The sequence below is a fragment of the Pseudoalteromonas sp. genome (assembly GCF_018402495.1).
Taxonomy (GTDB): domain Bacteria; phylum Pseudomonadota; class Gammaproteobacteria; order Enterobacterales; family Alteromonadaceae; genus Pseudoalteromonas.
The window spans coordinates 1-18,465 of record NZ_JAGYIU010000007.1 but is presented as its reverse complement, the minus strand read 5'-3'; the positions used below and the strand labels follow the sequence as shown (position 1 = coordinate 18,465).

Annotated in this window: 17 protein-coding genes and 1 pseudogene; 8 read left to right on the top strand and 10 right to left on the bottom strand. The window is 41.2% G+C overall.

What is annotated here, in order from left to right; genetic code table 11:
• Nucleotides 1-117: 117 nt before the first annotated feature.
• Nucleotides 118-411: a hypothetical protein gene (locus KG708_RS16875; protein WP_213611717.1), complete on the top strand. Its 294-nt coding sequence runs from the start codon at nt 118-120 to the stop codon at nt 409-411.
• Nucleotides 412-462: 51 nt separating this feature from the next.
• Here KG708_RS16875 and leuD read toward each other — a convergent pair whose 3' ends face one another.
• The 5 genes from leuD to fabR form a co-directional block, all read right to left on the bottom strand.
• Nucleotides 463-1,062, bottom strand: a complete 600-nt coding sequence (leuD, locus tag KG708_RS16870; protein WP_013466155.1) for a 3-isopropylmalate dehydratase small subunit — start codon at nt 1,060-1,062, stop codon at nt 463-465.
• Nucleotides 1,062-2,462 carry a 3-isopropylmalate dehydratase large subunit gene (gene leuC, locus KG708_RS16865; RefSeq protein WP_213611715.1) on the bottom strand — a complete coding sequence of 467 codons (1,401 nt, stop codon included), beginning with the start codon at nt 2,460-2,462 and terminating at the stop codon, nt 1,062-1,064. The genes leuD and leuC overlap by 1 nt, the downstream gene beginning before the upstream one ends.
• Before the next feature lie 56 nt (nt 2,463-2,518).
• Complete coding sequence (gene leuB / locus KG708_RS16860) at nt 2,519-3,595, bottom strand: 3-isopropylmalate dehydrogenase (RefSeq protein ID WP_213611713.1); 1,077 nt, start codon at nt 3,593-3,595, stop codon at nt 2,519-2,521.
• Entirely contained in the window at nt 3,592-5,145 is a 1,554-nt protein-coding gene (gene leuA, locus KG708_RS16855) for a 2-isopropylmalate synthase (protein WP_013466157.1), read from the bottom strand. Before leuA ends, leuB begins: the two co-directional genes overlap by 4 nt.
• 395 nt (nt 5,146-5,540) lie before the next feature.
• Complete coding sequence (gene fabR, locus KG708_RS16850) at nt 5,541-6,158, bottom strand: HTH-type transcriptional repressor FabR (protein ID WP_013466159.1); 618 nt, start codon at nt 6,156-6,158, stop codon at nt 5,541-5,543.
• A 130-nt stretch (nt 6,159-6,288) separates the two neighbouring features.
• On the opposite strand from fabR, the gene KG708_RS16845 reads away from it, so the two are divergent.
• A complete protein-coding gene (locus tag KG708_RS16845; protein WP_213611711.1) occupies nt 6,289-7,422 on the top strand; it encodes a fatty acid desaturase in 1,134 nt (377 codons plus the stop codon).
• A gap of 13 nt (nt 7,423-7,435) precedes the next feature.
• Complete coding sequence (sthA, locus tag KG708_RS16840) at nt 7,436-8,866, top strand: Si-specific NAD(P)(+) transhydrogenase (protein ID WP_213611709.1); 1,431 nt, start codon at nt 7,436-7,438, stop codon at nt 8,864-8,866.
• A gap of 73 nt (nt 8,867-8,939) precedes the next feature.
• Here sthA and hemE read toward each other — a convergent pair whose 3' ends face one another.
• The gene (hemE, locus tag KG708_RS16835) at nt 8,940-10,004 is read right to left on the bottom strand and encodes a uroporphyrinogen decarboxylase (RefSeq protein WP_213611707.1); all 1,065 of its coding nucleotides are present in this window, start codon (nt 10,002-10,004) and stop codon (nt 8,940-8,942) included.
• A 507-nt stretch (nt 10,005-10,511) separates the two neighbouring features.
• Between hemE and rsd the strand changes: the two genes are divergently transcribed.
• Nucleotides 10,512-10,982, top strand: coding sequence for a sigma D regulator (gene rsd, locus KG708_RS16830; RefSeq protein WP_213611705.1), 471 nt, complete (start codon nt 10,512-10,514; stop codon nt 10,980-10,982).
• 63 nt (nt 10,983-11,045) lie between these two features.
• Here the strand turns inward: rsd and fkpA are convergent, their stop codons facing one another.
• A complete protein-coding gene (gene fkpA / locus KG708_RS16825; protein ID WP_213611703.1) occupies nt 11,046-11,798 on the bottom strand; it encodes an FKBP-type peptidyl-prolyl cis-trans isomerase in 753 nt (250 codons plus the stop codon).
• A 195-nt stretch (nt 11,799-11,993) separates the two neighbouring features.
• Between fkpA and KG708_RS16820 the strand changes: the two genes are divergently transcribed.
• Both KG708_RS16820 and KG708_RS16815 read left to right on the top strand, forming a co-directional pair.
• Nucleotides 11,994-12,992 (top strand): hypothetical protein, encoded by a 999-nt coding sequence (locus KG708_RS16820; RefSeq protein ID WP_213611701.1) that lies wholly within the window; start codon nt 11,994-11,996, stop codon nt 12,990-12,992.
• Nucleotides 12,979-13,194: a SlyX family protein gene (locus KG708_RS16815; protein ID WP_013466167.1), complete on the top strand. Its 216-nt coding sequence runs from the start codon at nt 12,979-12,981 to the stop codon at nt 13,192-13,194. Before KG708_RS16820 ends, KG708_RS16815 begins: the two co-directional genes overlap by 14 nt.
• 3 nt (nt 13,195-13,197) lie before the next feature.
• Here KG708_RS16815 and KG708_RS16810 read toward each other — a convergent pair whose 3' ends face one another.
• Entirely contained in the window at nt 13,198-13,401 is a 204-nt protein-coding gene (locus tag KG708_RS16810; protein ID WP_213611700.1) for a YheV family putative zinc ribbon protein, read from the bottom strand.
• 132 nt (nt 13,402-13,533) lie between these two features.
• Between KG708_RS16810 and KG708_RS16805 the strand changes: the two genes are divergently transcribed.
• Together KG708_RS16805 and KG708_RS16800 are read left to right on the top strand one after the other, a co-directional pair.
• On the top strand, nt 13,534-15,453 hold the full coding sequence (locus tag KG708_RS16805) for an ATP-binding cassette domain-containing protein (protein WP_213611697.1): 1,920 nt from the start codon (nt 13,534-13,536) through the stop codon (nt 15,451-15,453).
• Nucleotides 15,440-15,853, top strand: coding sequence for a TIGR02444 family protein (locus tag KG708_RS16800; protein ID WP_213611695.1), 414 nt, complete (start codon nt 15,440-15,442; stop codon nt 15,851-15,853). Before KG708_RS16805 ends, KG708_RS16800 begins: the two co-directional genes overlap by 14 nt.
• 852 nt (nt 15,854-16,705) lie before the next feature.
• On the opposite strand, the pseudogene KG708_RS16795 reads toward KG708_RS16800, so the two are convergent.
• Nucleotides 16,706-17,348, bottom strand: a pseudogene (locus tag KG708_RS16795) (ATP-binding protein).
• A 254-nt stretch (nt 17,349-17,602) separates the two neighbouring features.
• Complete coding sequence (locus KG708_RS17750) at nt 17,603-18,058, bottom strand: hypothetical protein (protein WP_301003480.1); 456 nt, start codon at nt 18,056-18,058, stop codon at nt 17,603-17,605.
• Nucleotides 18,059-18,465: the final 407 nt, after the last annotated feature.

Sequence of the window (18,465 nt, the reverse complement as noted above, 5' to 3'; positions counted from 1 at the left end):
GCAATACAAAATAAAAGAAGAATAGATTTAATAAAACTAAAAGTATCACTTGAAAGAAAATAAGGAATTAAATAGTGTTAGGGTAAATAATGTCGTTAGCAAGGAGTACAGAGATAAATGGAAAACTATATCGGCTTAATAATCATCGTATTACTATTAATTATTCAAAATCGCTACACTCTGCACATATATCAACACCTTGCTGAGCAGCACCCAGAACAATGGAAAAAATTATCACAAAATTCATTAGATGGGACACCCTATGCCAATCTTGCTGAGTCATTTAAAGATGGTTTTTTTTCGACTATCAACGACCCAAAGGTAGTCCGCTACCAGAAATTTAAAACTCTCAATTTATTACTAATGGCAATGATTACATTAGCAAGCTTATTGCGTGGTTTTTTACTATAAGCAATTAAAAAAGCGCAACCTAAGTTGCGCTCCAGTTTCATATGTAAAAGGTTACTGCCAAGGTCTCTCTGCGGCTAACTGCTTTTCAAACGCATCAATTTGCGGATTGAGGGTTTCGGTTACACCAATAAAATCTAAGCCACTTAATAAACGCTCTTTCACGTCTTTGCGAATATCAAAGCGAATTGGCGCAAACTTATTGCTGGTAAGCACTTGGTTTTCAAGATCCACATCAATGTGAATATCGTCGTGCTGCTCACTTAACACAAATAACTCTTCCAACGTTTGCGCGGGCAGTGCAATGGCAAGCATTTGATTGTTGCCACAGTTATTAAAGAATATATCGGCAAAGCTTTCAGCTAAAATCACTTCAAACCCATATTGCTTTAATGCCCATGGTGCGTGCTCGCGTGATGAGCCACAGCCAAAATTATCGCGGGTTAATAATATTTGCGCGCCTTGGTAACAAGGACGGTTTAAAATAAATTCAGGGTTTGGCTCGCCATTATCTAAATAACGCCAATCGTAAAACAGTGCTGCATCAAAACCATCACGGCTTGTTGAGGTTAAAAACTGCTTAGGAATAATTTGGTCGGTATCGACGTTGTTTTTATCAAGTGGGGCCATTAAGCCGCTAAAATAGATGCTCATTAAGCTTCTCCTCTAATATCAACAAAGTGACCATGTATTGCAGCTGCTGCCGCCATTGCAGGGCTCACTAAGTGTGTACGCCCGCCGCGCCCTTGGCGACCTTCAAAATTACGATTCGAGGTGGAAGCACAGCGTTTACCAGCTCCTAAACGGTCATCGTTCATAGCTAAACACATCGAACAACCCGGCTCGCGCCACTCAAACCCTGCAGCTTTAAAAATATCGGCTAAGCCTTCATCTTCAGCTTGCTGCTTAACTAAGCCTGAGCCTGGAACAATCAGCGCTTCAATACCAGCTAAAACCTGTTTACCTTCAACAATTTTTGCTGCAGCGCGTAAATCTTCAATGCGGCTGTTGGTGCATGAGCCAATAAATACCGTGTCTACTTTGGCGCTTGATAGTTTATCGCCCGCTTTTAAGCCCATGTATTTAAGCGCACTGCGAATTGCATCGGCTTTAATTAAATCGGTTTCTTTATCTGGATCTGGAATACATTCATCAACGCCAATCACTTGCTCTGGATTAGTCCCCCAAGTAACTTGTGGTTGAATACTGCCTGCATCTAGCTCTACTTCTAAATCAAAATGAGCACCATCATCCGTTTTTAAAGTTTCCCAGTAGGCAACAGCGGCATCAAAATCAGCACCTTTGGGTGCAAACGGGCGGCCTTTTAAGTACTCATAAGTGATTTTATCTGGGGCAATTAAACCTGCCTTGGCACCCATTTCAATGCTCATGTTACACAATGTCATACGGGCTTCCATTGATAGAGCTTCTATGCCTTCACCACAAAATTCAGCCACATAGCCAGTACCACCAGCAGTGCCTAGCTTACCAATAACCGCCATAATTAAATCTTTAGCTGTTACTGTAGGGCGTAATACACCGTTAATTTGAATTTTTAACGACTTCGCCTTTTTTTGCTGTAGCGTTTGCGTAGCTAATACATGCTCAACCTCTGAGGTACCAATACCATGTGCCAAGGCACCAAACGCACCATGGGTTGAGGTATGGCTATCGCCACATACTATGGTGGTACCTGGCAAAGTAATCCCTTGTTCAGGGCCAATAACATGCACAATACCTTGGTTTACTGAATTTAAATCGTACAGCAAAATGCCAAACTCTTTACAGTTTGCATCCAGTGCCATTAATTGATTTTTAGAGACTTCGCTGGCTGCATCCAGTGAACGACTTTTAGTTGAAACATTATGATCCATGGTCGCAATGGTTTTTTCTGGGCAGCGCACTTTACGGTTTTTTTCACGTAAGCCTGCAAATGCTTGTGGTGACGTCACTTCGTGTACTAAATGACGGTCAATATACAGTAAATCGGTTTGCTCATTAATACTGGCAACCGTGTGTGCTTGCCAAATTTTGTCATATAAGGTTTGGGCCACTTGCTAACTCCCTGATCTGATTGAGTCACAGCCTAACGGTGCTGTGGCTTTAATAATTAAATGCGTGAAACGATGGCTGCAGCTACATCGGTGGTGGTATAGCCGCCCTGCGGATAAATATCCGGCGTTCCCACACCGGCTTCAACCGCTTCTGCGACTGCTTTTTCAATCGTACGAGCCGCTTCGTCTTGACCTAATGAGTAACGTAGCATTAAGGCGGCACTTAAAATTTGTGCGATTGGGTTTGCCACCCCTTTTCCGGCGATATCAGGCGCTGAACCACCCGCGGGTTCATACAAGCCAAAGCCTGATTGATTTAAGCTAGCGGAGGGTAATAGACCCATTGAACCGGTGATCATCGCGCACTCGTCCGATAAAATATCACCAAATAAATTATCGCAAAGTAATACATCAAACTGGCTAGGTTGTTTAACCAGCTGCATCGCTGCGTTATCTACATAAATGTAATCTAAGCTCACTTCTGGAAAGTCTTTACTCACTTCGGTTACCACTTCGCGCCATAAAACGCTTGATGCTAAAACATTGGCTTTATCAACCGAGGTCACATGATTGCTGCGCAACCTAGCGGCCTCAAAAGCAAAACGTGCAATACGCTCTATCTCTTTACGTGAATAAGTTTGCGTATCAAATGCAGTTTCTTCTGCCCCTTCGCCACTGCGGCCTTTCTCACCAAAATAAATACCACCCGTTAGCTCGCGCACACATAAAATATCAAAGCCTTTTTCGCTAATATCAGCACGTAGTGGTGATGCAGCGCTTAATGCGGGTAACAACTGAGCAGGGCGTAAGTTACAAAACAAACCAAAGTGCTTGCGCAGTGGTAACAGTGACGCGCGCTCTGGTTGGTCATTCGGTGGTAAATGCTCCCACTTAGGGCCACCCACGGAGCCAAATAAAATAGCATCGGCGTTTTCACACGCTTTTAAGGTCGTATCAGGAAGTGCTTTGCCAAACTCATCAATCGCTGCTCCGCCAATCGCGTGGTGTTCACGGTTCAGAGTAAAGCCAAACTTATCACTTACTGCATCAAGCACTTGCTCTGCAGCTGCCATAACTTCTGGGCCAATACCGTCGCCCGCTAATACGGCAACGCTGTAATGTGTTTTACTCATCCTGCTTTCCTTTGTTGTTTTAAATCAGACACTTTTTGTGCTCGATAAATTAAGTTATAAACCCGAACCATAGCGCGTACTGAGGCTTCGACCACATCGGCCGCAATACCGGCACCGTGATAAGGACGGCCATCATATTTAGCAATAATATTCACTTGTCCTAATGAGCTTGCACCTTGGCCGGTGGCCTCTAAATTGTATTCAATCATTTCAACGCTCATACCAGTTAAGCGCTCAATGGCTGCAAATGAGGCTTCTACCGGGCCATTACCTGTAGCCGCTTCTTGTTTTGCTTCGCCATCAATCAACAAACCTATCGTTGAGCTGGCTACCGATTGAGAGTTCGACGTAGAGTGAACAAACTCTAATTGATATTTTTCATCTTTGTCGCTGATTTGATTAAAGTAAATCATTGCTTCTAGGTCGTAGTCATATACTGTGCCTTTTTGGTCAGCTAACGCAACGAAACTTTGGTATAAGCTATCCATGTCGTAATCAGATTTTTGATAACCTAATTCTTCTAAGCGATGCTCTATAACATGACGCCCTGAACGCGAGGTCATATTTAATTGATTACTTGGCACACCCACACTTTCAGGTGACATAATTTCATAGGTATTTTGCGCTTTTAAGACACCATCTTGGTGAATACCTGAACTGTGGGCAAACGCATTTTCGCCAACAATCGCTTTATTTGGCTGTACCGGCATATTACAAATTTTGGCTACTTGGCGAGAGGCGCGGTAAATTTCTTCGCTTTTTATATCGGTATATACGTTTAAATGGTCTTTGCGCATTTTCATGATCATCGCCACTTCTTCAAGTGAACAATTACCCGCGCGCTCACCAATCCCATTAATGGTGCATTCAATTTGGCGCGCACCGGCTTGAACGGCAGCAACAGAGTTAGCAACGGCTAAGCCTAAGTCATTATGGCAATGCACACTTAAACGGGCTTTATCAATATTTGGCACGTTGTTCATTAAATGACGGATCATTGCTGCGTATTCGTCTGGCGTTACAAAACCGACGGTATCTGGCAAGTTAATCGTGGATGCACCGGCATTAATGGCTTGTTCAACAATTTTGCATAAATCCCAGTGCGGAGTACGCCCTGCGTCTTCACATGAAAATTCCACATCATCAGTGTAATTTCGGGCTAATTTAATAGATTTAACCGCCATTGCAGTGGCATCATCAAGGCTCATTCGCAACTTGTGTTCAAGATGAAGCGGGCTGGTAGCAATAAAAGTATGAATACGGCTTTGCTGTGCACTGCGAAGCGCCTCGCCACAGGCCTCAATATCTTTGGCAACCGAGCGTGCTAAGCCACAAATAATAGGGCCTTTTACTTCAGTGGCAATTCGCTGCACTGAGCGAAAGTCAGCGGGGCTCGAAACCGGAAAGCCCACTTCCATAACATCCACATTTAAGCGGCTAATGGTATGCGCTAGTTGAATTTTATCATCTTCAGTCAGGCTTGCTTTAAGTGCCTGTTCGCCATCACGTAAGGTGGTATCAAAAATCCATACTTTATCTTGCTCTTGCATAACTGCCCCTCATTCCTGTGTTACCCAAATTTCGATTTATCCCTGCAGCGAGATAAAAAAAACCCCGCAATTGCGGGGTTTTGTTGTTTAGCTCAATGCAAACACACTAATCCCCGCTCACTTGCCACAGCAGTAAGAGGTTTAGCTTTAGTGTAATTAAACGATTAGTTTGCATTTGTTTTCTTGTGTGTGTGTCCAATGAGGCTTATTTTTATCATTGCAGCGCAGTAGGTGCAAGCATAAAAATGCCATAAAAATAATTACACAAGACTTTGCGGGGATTTAAAATTCACAAAAAACACTTTTTAAAGATAAAAAATCTAAGTTTATAGTGGGGCACGTTTAAAATAACAAGCACCGTAAAGCACAGTGCTTATTTTAACTTTTTTTAATATTTACTCTTTCTTTTCAGCACGCACGTAGTTTGACGCACCACGAGTAATGTAGCGTAACTGCCAAATAACTCGCTCAATTAGCTCATCGCGTTGCTGACCTTCAATATCGAGTGCTTCTGCACCTGCATTAAATACTAGCGTAACCATAGCTTCTGCCTGAATATATGCATGAATAGCATCACAAGGCGTTTCGCTTTCCAAATAGTGTGCAAGCTCTAAAATAAAGTGTTTCACTTCACGTGCCACTGCCGCTCTAAATGCTTTTGAAGTGCCTGAACGTTCACGTAATAAAAGCCTAAACTGATTACTTGAGTTATCAATAAACTCCATAAACGTAACCACTGAGGTATTAATTACACTACCACCACTGGCTATTCGCCTACGTGCTTGGCGCATCAGTTGGCGCAAGGTTAAACCGGCTTCATCGACCATGGTTAAACCCAGTTCATTCATATCTTTAAAATGACGATAAAAAGAGGTGGGCGCAATACCCGCTTCGCGCGCTACTTCACGCAAGCTCAAATTTGAAAAGCTATGATCAGCACTAAGCTGATTAAAAGCAGCTTCAATTAATGCTTGTCGTGTTTTTTGTTTCTGTTGTGCTCTAACGCCCGACATCAACAGCTCCCTGAATGAATTTGTAATAAATTTTTAATTAAAAAAATAGCTAATAGTACAGTCTAATACTTGACGGCAGCAGATTGAAATATTATTTTAGCGTACAGTTGTACGCTGAGAAATGAGAAAGATGAAAAAACCACCACTTATATGGACCAACGTCCTTTTCTTTAGCCTGACGTTTTTGGCTGCTGTTACACTTGTACCTTGGTATGGGTTTAACTATGGCTTTACAGGCACACAATGGGCTGCTTTTGTAGCTTGCATGTTTTTCGCGGGATTATCGATCACTGCGGGTTACCATCGTTTATGGGCGCACAAAACCTACAACGCACACCCGGTCGTTGAATTTATTTTTGCCTTAGGCGGCGCGTTTGCTTTGCAAAACAGTGCGCTGCATTGGAGCAGCGATCATCGTATTCACCACGGTCAAGTTGATGACCCTGTAAAAGACCCTTATGCCGCTACCAACGGCTTTTGGTATAGTCACATAGGCTGGATGCTGCGCGACTACCAAGGCGATAGCTACGGTGATTACAGCAATTGCCGCGACCTACAACGAAATAAAATTGTTATGTGGCAGCACAAGCATTACTTAAAACTTGTAATAGCGATGAATGTTGGTTTACCTTTGGTATTAGGTTTAATACTCGGTGATGTATGGGGCATGTTAATACTAGCGGGATTACTTCGTTTAGTACTGAGCCAGCATTTTACCTTTTTTATTAACTCTGTTGCGCATATTTGGGGCTCACGCCCTTACACAGAAAAAAATACCGCCCGCGATAACGGCTTTTTAGCCTTATTTACTTATGGCGAGGGTTATCATAACTTTCATCATATTTTTGCCAGCGATTACCGCAATGGCATTAAATGGTTTCATTACGACCCAACAAAATGGATGATTCGCTCATTAGCTGCTCTGGGTTTAGCCAGTAAATTAAAGCGTACACCGATTGAGCGCATTGAAAAAGCAAAAGCCGAAACACTAATGAGTAAAACACAAACTCGCCTTGCAAAATTGCCTTTAGCGCAAGATAAGCTTACATTATTACAACAAGAGTACGATTTATTGCTTAAAAAGTTGCAAAATTATTGCTCACTGCAAAAACAAGTATTGGAAGCTAAAAAAAATAATATGGCAAAGCAGTGTGAAAAGTCGGCATTAATGGCACAATATCACGAGCTTGAAGCCGCCTGGGAAACACAAAAACAGGCATGGCTAGCACTTAATGCGAGGTTATTAAAAGCCTCTTTTAGTTAAAATAGGAGTGGCTGTGGCCAAACAACCAGAAAAGAAAAAAGTACCCGTGACATACCAATATGATGCAATCATTATTGGCACGGGTCCTGGCGGTGAAGGGACCGCTATGAACCTCTCTAAAAGTAACAAAAAAGTAGCGGTTATTGAACGCCAAGCTGCTGTAGGTGGTGGGTGTGTTCACTGGGGAACCATTCCCTCAAAGGCACTTCGTCATTCGGTTAGCCGCTATATTGAATACAAAGCAAATCCTTTATTCAACGTCGGCGAACGCCCTACTCGGTTAACTTTTCCTGATATTTTACGCCATGCCAGCTCAGTTATTTCAAAGCAATCGAATCTACGTAGTAGCTTTTATGATCGTAACCGTATTCATATGTTTCAGGGCGATGCCAGCTTTGTTGATAAACATACTATTGAAATTAGACGTAATGACGGTTCTACTGAACGCCTTACTGCACAAACTATTGTCATTGCCACAGGCTCACGCCCATATCGCCCACCAGGTGTGGACTTTACTCATTCACGAATTTACGAAAGTGACACTATTTTAGGCCTTGAACATGACCCTCATCGCGTACTTATATACGGCGCGGGTGTAATTGGTTGTGAATATGCGTCTATCTTTAAAGGGCTAGGTGCCAAAGTCGACTTAGTGAATACTCGCGATCGCTTATTGGCGTTCATGGATGCTGAAATATCTGATGCATTAAGCTATCACTTTTGGAATAGCGGTATTGTAATTCGTCATAACGAAGAGTTTGATCGCATTGAAACCCGTGATGACTGCGTTGTTATGCATTTAAAATCGGGCAAACGTGTTAAAGCTGACTGTATTTTATTTGCCAATGGCCGAACCGGTAACACTGATACCCTTAATTTAGAAGCGATTGGCTTAAAAGCAGATAGCCGCGGACAGATAAAAGTAAACGAAACCTACCAAACAGAAGTAGACAATGTATACGCGGTAGGTGATGTTATTGGCTATCCAAGCCTTGCTAGTGCTGCCTTTGATCAAGGTCGAATTGCCGCAGATGCCATCGCGTGTGGTAATTGTGATGAAAAGCTGATTATTGATATTCCAGCCGGTATTTATACTATTCCTGAAATGAGTTCTGTCGGTAAAACAGAGCAGCAATTAACTGCTGCAAAAGTACCGTATGAAGTGGGACGTGCGCAATTTAAACATTTAGCCCGCGCGCAAATTGCAGGCACCGATGTGGGCAGTTTAAAAATATTATTTCATACAGAAACCAAAGAAGTACTCGGCGTGCATTGCTTTGGTGAGCGCGCATCTGAAATTGTGCATATTGGCCAAGCTATTATGGAACAAAAAAATGGTGGCAACACCATCGACTACTTTGTAAATACCACGTTTAACTACCCAACCATGGCAGAAGCCTACCGAGTTGCGGCGTTAAATGGCTTAAATCGCTTGTTTAAGTAATATTAAGCGCTAGGTAACAAAAAGCCCGCTTGAATCAAGCGGGCTTTTTTAATAACTCATCTTTATTTAGAAACTATTTATGATATTGCGCACTTAACTCATGCACGGCGTTAATGAATACACCGGCATTTTCTGGATCAACATCTGGTGTAATACCGTGGCCTAAATTAAATACATGGCCATTGCCAGTACCAAAGTCTTCTAAAATAGTACCCACTTCTTGGCGAATGCGATCAGGCGTACCATGGAGCATTGATGGATCCATATTGCCTTGTAAAGCAACTTTATCGCCAACACGGCGTTTAGCATCACCAATATTGATTGTCCAATCTAGACCCACTGCGTCACAGCCTGTTGCAGCAATAGCTTCAATCCATTGACCACCATTTTTAGTGAATAAAGTAACCGGTACTTTACGACCATCGTATTCACGAATTAAACCGTCAACGATTTTATGCATGTATTGCAGCGAAAACTCATTGTAATCACGCGGACTTAGTACGCCACCCCATGAGTCAAAGACCATTAGTGATTGCGCACCCGCCTTAACTTGCGCGTTTAAATAATCAATTACTGAATCAGCCAGCTTATCGAGTAACAAATGCAGTGTTTGTGGCTCAGCAAAGGCCATTTTTTTAATTTTACCAAATACTTTGCTGCTACCACCTTCAACCATATAAGTTGCAAGTGTCCAAGGTGAACCCGAAAAACCAATTAAGGGCACTTCCCCTTTGAGCTCACGACGAATAGTGCTAACTGCATTCATTACATAGCCAAGCTCATCGGTTGGATCTAGCTTGGGGATTTTTTTAACATCAGCAAGTGACGAAATAGGGCGTTCAAACTTAGGGCCTTCGCCGGTTTCAAAGTATAAACCTAACCCCATTGCATCTGGAATAGTTAAAATATCACTAAACAAAATAGCGGCATCTAGTGGATAACGGCGCAGTGGCTGTAATGTCACTTCACAGGCTAATTCAGCATTTCTACACAGGCTCATAAAATCGCCCGCTTGTGCACGTGTAGCACGGTATTCAGGTAAATAACGTCCAGCTTGACGCATCATCCATACCGGCGTGACATCAACAGATTGCTTAGCAAGGGCACGTAAATAACGGTCGTTTTTTAATTCGCTCATAGCTTATAGAGTCCTAGGGCTTTTAGAAATTGTGCAAGATTGTACCACCATATTCACGCCCCCTCTATCGCTAAGCGATTAAATCGCTACAGAGTAGCGTTAGATCAAGTAATTTTTAATTTTCATGTTGCTTTGTTCATAAAACAACCAAACAAACGTCAATAATAAAAACTTCTCATTAAACTATTTGCAACATCTAAAAAAGCTTGATATTGTTTATCTCGCGTTAACAAAACAATAACAAAAATTGTTAATATAAAAATAATAAAAATCTCTAATAAAAATAAGAATGCTTGTTTAAACAAGTCTAATAAAGAAATTAAACCACCCTAACAGGTGGTTTTTTCTTGTCTGAAATAAATTACTTGCAACTTATACCCTTAAACAAAACTGTCTCTGATATTACATCTACTTTACTTGTTGATATACACGCCAATTAAATATATCTTGGATAACATAAGTTTTGTTTTTAATTAAAAAAATCCAACCCAGCTTAGGAGAAGAATTATGCTGAAGCGTGTAGAAAAAGCTCAACAAAAATGGGGGGGTAGCCATACGATCATCGATAATTGGTTAAACGAACGCCAAGAGCTGATTGTGCTTTACTATAAAGTTGCAGGCTTTTCACCTTATGATAAAAAAGAGCAGACTTTGCCTGAACCGTCACAAATTCAAGCTTTTTGTCAAATTTTAATGGATTACCTGTCAGCCGGCCACTTTGAAGTATACGATGATATTGCTAAAGCCTGCGAAAAGAAAGGCGTAGAAAGCCAGCAACTTGCTAGCACTATTTACCCACGCATTTCAGATACCACAGATATCGCACTGGATTTCAACGATAAATACGCTGAAGTAGATGCTGAAGATTTATTAGAAGGGTTTGATAACGACCTATCAGTGGTAGGTGAAGCGCTAGAGGCACGCTTTGCACTTGAAGATGAGCTTATTGATAATTTATATTCAAACCATGCAAACTAATGCCTAATTGACAATTAATAAAAAGGGACCTAGGTCCCTTTTTTCTTTATAAATCAATAATATTTATTCTGCAGCGGCAGCTTCTGCATCATTTTGAATTTCTAATAATTCAACTTCAAAAATAAGTGTTGAATTAGCAGGAATTTTACCTAAGTCACGATCGCCGTAAGCAAGGTCTGAAGGGATAGTAAATTTGTACTTAGACCCTACAGGCATAAGTTGTAAACCTTCAGTCCAACCAGGAATTACACGGTTTAGTGGGAACGTTGTCGGCTCGTTACGTGAGTAAGAGCTATCAAATTCAGTACCATCTAAAAGAGTACCTTTGTAATGCACTTTAACCACATCAGTTGCAACTGGTTTTGCGCCTTCACCTTCGCTCATTACTTCGTACTGTAAACCAGAGTCAGTAACCATCACGCCTTCTTTTTTAGCGTTATCAGCTAGGTATTTTTCACCTTCAGCTTTGCTTTTTTCAGACTCTACTTTTGCTTTTTCTTCTTGTTTAGTACGCACTGACTCATCTAATGCTGTTAATACTTCACGAATTTTTTCTTCGTCAATTTTAGCATCACCTGCAAGTGCATCTTCAAAGCCGCGCATTAACAATGCTTGGTCTAATTCAATACCAATTTCTTTTTTATCCGCTAGGTCTTTATTTAAAAAGTTACCTACAGATGCACCAATACCGTACGCTTGTTGCTGTGCTACAGTATCTAGCTTAACGTCTGCTTGCTCTTTTTTTGCTTCTTGATTACAAGCTGTAAGCGCTAAAACTGACGCTGCAATCAATGACAATTTAATCGTCTTTCTCATTTTAAATCTCCGACACACTTTGCAGTTGTCATTTATTGTAATATTACTAGTTAAAGATTAACGGCCTACATGGTAGGCTGCTTGTTTAATAGCTAAACTAAAAACATACCCAGTGATTAGACAAGCAACCTAGGCGTTTTTCACAACCTAGTCTAACCTCTCAGTCACTAAGAGTTAAGAGGAAATACCTGTAATATGTCGTTATTTCGTACTTTTTTAGTTGCTACGTGCTGTTTTTTAACAATTGCATGCAGTGATAAAAAACAACAAGCAGTGGCTAGCTTTGAGCACACAGCACAGGGGGCTTTCTCATCCGCATTATCCCATGATGGCCAATACAGCTTAGTGTCTTCTATCAATCATGGGGTTGCACTTTGGGATAATCAACAGCAAGCGCTTAAATACCAATGGTTTCAACAGCAGGCTGAAGATAGTTTAGTTTATGCCGTTGCTATCGCATTTGATAATAGCGTGGCAGTTACCGCCGAAAAAACCACCTTTGCCGTTTGGGATATTGCCACAGGCAAAAATAAAGGCTTTTATAAAATACAAAAGGCCAGTATTCGCGATATTGCCATCAGCAATCAAGGCAACAGCGTTGTTTACGGGCGTAGCGATGGCGTCGTGGTATTTATAAACCTTAACACGGGTAGGCGCATTGAATTTTTAGGCCACCAAGAAAAAGTAAATACCGTTGACCTATCACCCAACGGGCGCTATGCACTAAGCGGCTCAAACGATTACGTGGCCTACTTATGGGATACTCAAAGCGGGCAAGTTGTTCATCGCTTTAATCACCCAACCCGAGTAACGCAGGTCGCTTTAGATCCTCAAGGGCGCTATGCTTTTACCGCCGATAGTATGGCACAAGCAAATGTATGGAAGCTGACTACAGGTGACCTTGTTAGTAAACTAAAGTATATTGCGCGTCAGAAAATTTTTACCGCTGTGCGCTTTAACGATCAAGGCACTTTATTAGCAACCGGTTCACCCAACAAACGAGTGGATTTATGGCAGCTAAATAGTGGTGAAAAAATTCAAACATGGCAAGTCACTCCACGTGAAGGCAGTAAGCCCAAATCGGCGGTAGTACTTGATGTGACATTTACAGATAACGGTAAATCATTGTTAACTGAAAGCTCAAGCGGAATCGCTGAGCGCTTTATTATACGAGAACCAAATGAACACAATTGAACATCGGTTAATGGAACTTGAAGCTAAAGTGGCTTTTCAAGACGAAACGATTGAAATTTTAAATGATGAAATAAAAGTTCACCAGCAACAGTTGGCAAAAATAAAGCGCCAAACTGAGTTGCTGGCTGAAAAACTTAAAGAGTCGCAAGCATCGCAACCTATGATGTCGAATATGCCGGAGCCACCGCCACCGCATTATTAAGGTTTAGTCACCAGGATTAAACACGCCAATGATCTGTTCAAATTGGCGTGTTGATGCCTGCACAGCCTGCTCGGGTTGCGCCATTTTATGACCACACTGCATACATTCAACTTTTTCTACGTCGTGCTCTTTGTAAAGCATTAGCATATCCATGGTTTTACACTCAGGACACGTTGCTCCAGCAATAAATCGTTTTTTATATTTCACTTCGTTTTTCCTACCATTTTGACTAACGTTATTTTATCGCACTATTTGCCTACTTGATACGATTGATATAGCTAATAAGATCCGTGTTATAATGGCGGTAATTCAATCAAGGCACAGTAAAGTAACGTATTTATGATCCAAATCTCAGAAATAGAACTGCTTCGCGGTGGCAAAGCTTTATTAAAAAATGCATCAGCTACATTATTCCCAGAGCACAAAGTAGGCCTTGTAGGTGCCAATGGCTGCGGTAAGTCAACGCTATTTAGTTTATTAAAATCTGAGCTTTCGTTAGATGGCGGTAATTGCAGTATTCCTAAAGATTGGTCACTGGCCTCAGTAAAGCAAGAAACCCCCGCTCTTGAAATAAGCGCCATGGATTACGTACTGCAAGGCCACCCTGATTATTATGCACTGCGTATAGCGCTTCGTGAAGCCGAGCAAAATAACGATGGCGACACCCAAGCTAAAGTGCATATTCAGCTTGAAAATATTAAAGGCTATAGCATTGAAGCCAAGGCAGGTGAGCTATTACATGGTTTAGGCTTTGCCAATAACCAAATAGAAAACCCAGTTAGTGCGTTTTCGGGTGGTTGGCGTATGCGTTTAAACTTAGCCCAAGCGCTTATTCGCGATGCCGACTTACTGTTACTGGATGAGCCAACAAACCACCTTGATTTAGATGCCGTGTATTGGCTAGAGCGTTTTTTACGTGCCTACACTGGCACCTTAGTACTTATTTCTCACGACCGAGAGTTTTTAGATGCGGTGGTCGATCAAATTTGGCATATAGATAAACAACTTATTAATGTATACAAAGGTAACTACTCGCAGTTTGAACGCCAAAAAGCTGAGCGCCTATTACAGCAGCAAGCCATGTTTGACAAGCAACAAGAACAAATTGCCCACCTTGAGCAGTTTATTACCCGCTTTAAAGCTAAAGCCAGTAAAGCCAAACAGGCACAAAGCCGCGTTAAAGCACTTGAACGCATGGAAAAGCTTGCCCCTGCGCATGCAGACTCGCCATTTAATTTTGAGTTTGCCGAGCCAACCGCCCTGCCTAACCCGCTAATGACACTTGATAAAGCCAAAGCCGGTTATGGTGATGTGACTATTTTAAACAGCATTAAGCTCAATTTAGTGCCGGGAAGCCGTATTGCACTGCTTGGTAGAAATGGCGCGGGTAAATCAACACTTATCAAACTGCTCTCTGGTGATTTACAACCTCAAGCAGGTGAAGTGTTTCAGCACCAAGGCTTAAACATTGGCTACTTTGCGCAGCATCAATTGGAGTCTCTAGATTTAAAAGCCAGTGCCGTCACTCACCTGCAACGTTTAAACCCTAAAGCCAGTGAACAATCACTACGTGATTTTTTAGGCGGCTTTGCCTTTGTAGGCGATAAGGCACTCGACCCTGTAGCTCCCTTTTCTGGCGGTGAAAAAGCCCGTTTAGTACTGGCTATGTTGGTTTATCAAAAACCAAATTTATTACTACTCGATGAGCCAACCAACCACCTTGATTTAGAAATGCGCCACGCTTTAGTTATGGCATTACAAGGCTTTGAAGGTGCCATGGTCACAGTATCGCATGACCGCCACATGCTTAAAAACACCGCTGATGAATTTTACTTAGTTGATAACGGCGAGGTCACTCAATTTGGCTACGACCTAGATGCGTATTATCAGTGGCTGCTTAATGCTAATAAAGAAGCCGCTAAAAGCGACACCGATGACGAGCCAAAAGCCCACTCACAAGTAAACCGAAAAGAGCAAAAGCGCTTAGAGGCTGAATTTAGAAAGGCCGTGCAACCACTTAAAAAACAGATTGAAAAGCTCGAAAAGCAACTTGATAAACACGCAGCAGAATTAACTGAAATCGAAGAGGCACTTGGCGATAACACCCTTTATAACGATGACAACAAAGCAAAACTCAAAGAGCTACTCACAAAACAAGCGACATTAACGCCAAAGGTAAATGAGATCGAAGAGGAGTTACTCATAGCCCTTGAAGAGATGGAACAAAAAGAACAGGCGTTTGCCAATGAACTTGCTTAACAGCAACGACTTTTGGCAATTTGCATGTCAGCTTTATAGCGAAGGTGACATGCAAGCACGCCTGTTAGATTATCAAAACCAGCAAGGTAAAAACGTTAACTTATGTTTATTACTCTATTACTTGGACTCGTTAAATTTAAGCATTAATGCCGAGCAATTAAATACGCTGCAACAAGTGGCTAGTGAATTTGATATCAAGGTATTAAAGCCGCTACGCAGCGCTAGAGGTTATTTAAAAGCCAATCAGCAAGAAATAGTCGATTACACAAATATTCGACAAGAATTACTGAGCGCCGAGCTCAAACTAGAAAAACAGCAACAGCACATACTGATTGATGCAGTTAATGGGCTTGAGTTAGTAATATGTTCAGCGCCAGATAATAGTTCACTGTATTTATAAGCTATTCGTTACTAGCGCTCAGCGGCCTAAGCCCCACTTATTTACTGCTTGTTCTATTCTCATAGTGCAAAAAAACCAATACATTGAAGAAAGCAAAAGCAGATTACACTATTACTGAATTGTGTCGTATTTTAGAGGTCAGTATGAGTAGTTATTACTATGAGTCTTTCAAACCTGATGAGCAAGAGCAGGTGCTTTTAGATTTAATTGAATCGATAGCTGATGACTCTGGTAATACGTATGGCAGGCGTAGAATACACCTGAAATGGATTCACGTGGTCAGACAATAGGGCCACACTAATAACAAGCCATTGCGCCGAAGGAAAACATGATTACACCCATTCAGATGATGAACATTCACCAAACACATTTAACTCATGATCTATTTAAATTACCTTCTTTTTAAGAGCTAATACTCATACATTTGTCATTATCATTAAGTCTAGCTTGTCTACTATCTCTAACTTTCCGTATACCTGAGATGCACGATTAAAACCACGTTATAAGGTTATTCACCTTTTTCTTGAAGTAAAAAAATCGTACTGTTGTCATCAAAACCATACGCGTTAGTTATAGATTGGTTAATTAATGGGTTACTGCATACTTATCCGATGGAGTTAAAGCGCTTGATATTAATAAACAATCAGATCGCCTTTGTTGCTTAACATTAAAAAAGTGCCAGCTTAAAGATTACATCTGTGCGCATGCAGTGAAAGAGGAAGATGAGAGGCTGATAGGTTAAGATATGCGTAAATACATTTGGTACCCAATATACGTATTCTCATGACTTTGATCACCAATTCTCATCAGCTTTGATCGCTTGATTTATCATTTTGTAAAGCCATTTTTGAATTAACTTAACTGTTCATCATCAGTCAATTCATTTAACTGTTTTTGTATCGATTCTCCTTTTAAATTCAACTTAATTGCACCATGAATCAACCTATCTAAAATAGCATCAGCGTGCGTTGATTCGCAGATCATTTGGTGCCAATTTTCCTGTGGTAGCTGACTAATGATGATGTGTGATTTATAACCATATCTAATATCGATTTATTTAAGTAAATCGCTTCGTTGCTGAGCACTGAGTGGCTCTAGCCCCCAATCGTTTAAAATAAGTAAGTCGTATTTAATGAGTTTACCCAATAATTTTCGATAACTTCCATCGGCCTGTGGCGCCTGTCATTAATATATTCTGATGTAAGTCCAGCAAGCTATTTTGGCTTAAGTTACGTATCTGTGCTTTTTCTATAGTGCGTGCCGGCGAGTAAATGAGTTGATTTAACTGACCCGGTAAGCGGAATTTAGCGTGTCGATCGAGCCGGTCGATTTTTCTTTGGTCACGCGTATCAATTTCATGAGTTAACAATAAACTGATGCGCTCTATAAAGCTTTATTCTTGATATAAGTTTGGCTGTTCGAGCTGCTGCTTGAGCTCTTGCTTTATACTCGATAACTTGAGCAATTGAAGTTGCTGATTAATGGTGTCTATCATGTTTTCATTCCTTAATGGTAGTAATCGGTGCCACGTATGTTGCTATGTGTAATTGGTTTTTCTCGCTCTGTTTGGAGTGTGGGTAATGGTTGTTGGTCTAACCCTTTTTGCAGCATTTGCTTAATAGATCTGAGTGTGGTCGTATTAATCCAAATTGCTCGGTAACATCCTCGCTCGAGGCGTTCCTTTGAATACGTTCAGCTAGACTTAACACCCCTGAACAGGTGCGATAAGCTTGCTCTGGATGAAGTTTGCTATACCTTATTGTTCATCATATCCAGTAGCTTTGCTATTTCATGATTAAGTTTCTCTAAGCTGTGGAAAGTTTGGTTACGCAGGCGTGCCATGATCCAACGCTCAACAATTTGTACGCCTACTTCATCCTTCGATTTATCTTTGGGTTTATAAGGTCTAACTGAAATAATAGTAACGCTAAAGTGCTCGGCTAACTGGTGGTACGTCGGATTTAAATCAGGCTCGTTGCGACAGGTTTTACTAACGGCACTTCTGAGATGGTCGGGAATAAAAACGTCATGGACGCCGCCTAAAAATTTAAAGCAACGCACATGACTCATTACCCAATCTTCAAGTTGCTGAATATACGTTGGTTCAGCATAGGTATAATTTGATGCACCTAGTACAGCAACGAATATCTGAGCAGTGCGCTTTTCATGTGTAGTTGGACAAGTAATGGTAATTGTGGGGCACAATAATCTACAAACAGCTTTTCATCCCCTTTATGCTGCTGACGCATTGAGAATCATTGCGTACCTAACCATTGTTTATAAGCCCGGCAGAAGTGACTGTAGCTGTAATAAGACTCACCCACTTTTTCAAGTAACTCATCAAACACGAGCTGTAATGTTAGGTGTTTATGTTGTTTTAAATCTTTATTAATATTTAATACCAATCTGCCTGGATATGAGATCTATTTTAACGATAAGAAAATTATTCAAATATTTATGCAGGTTGGTATGATTTTAGTGACCCAAGCTTAATGAGAATAAGCGATCAAAGTTGAAGCGTCACATAGTAAATGCGATACTCTCATCGGCCTGTGCGGGCTTATGGCTTTGGGGTTTTACTTTGCTGCAAATAGCAAAAAACCCGTTACATC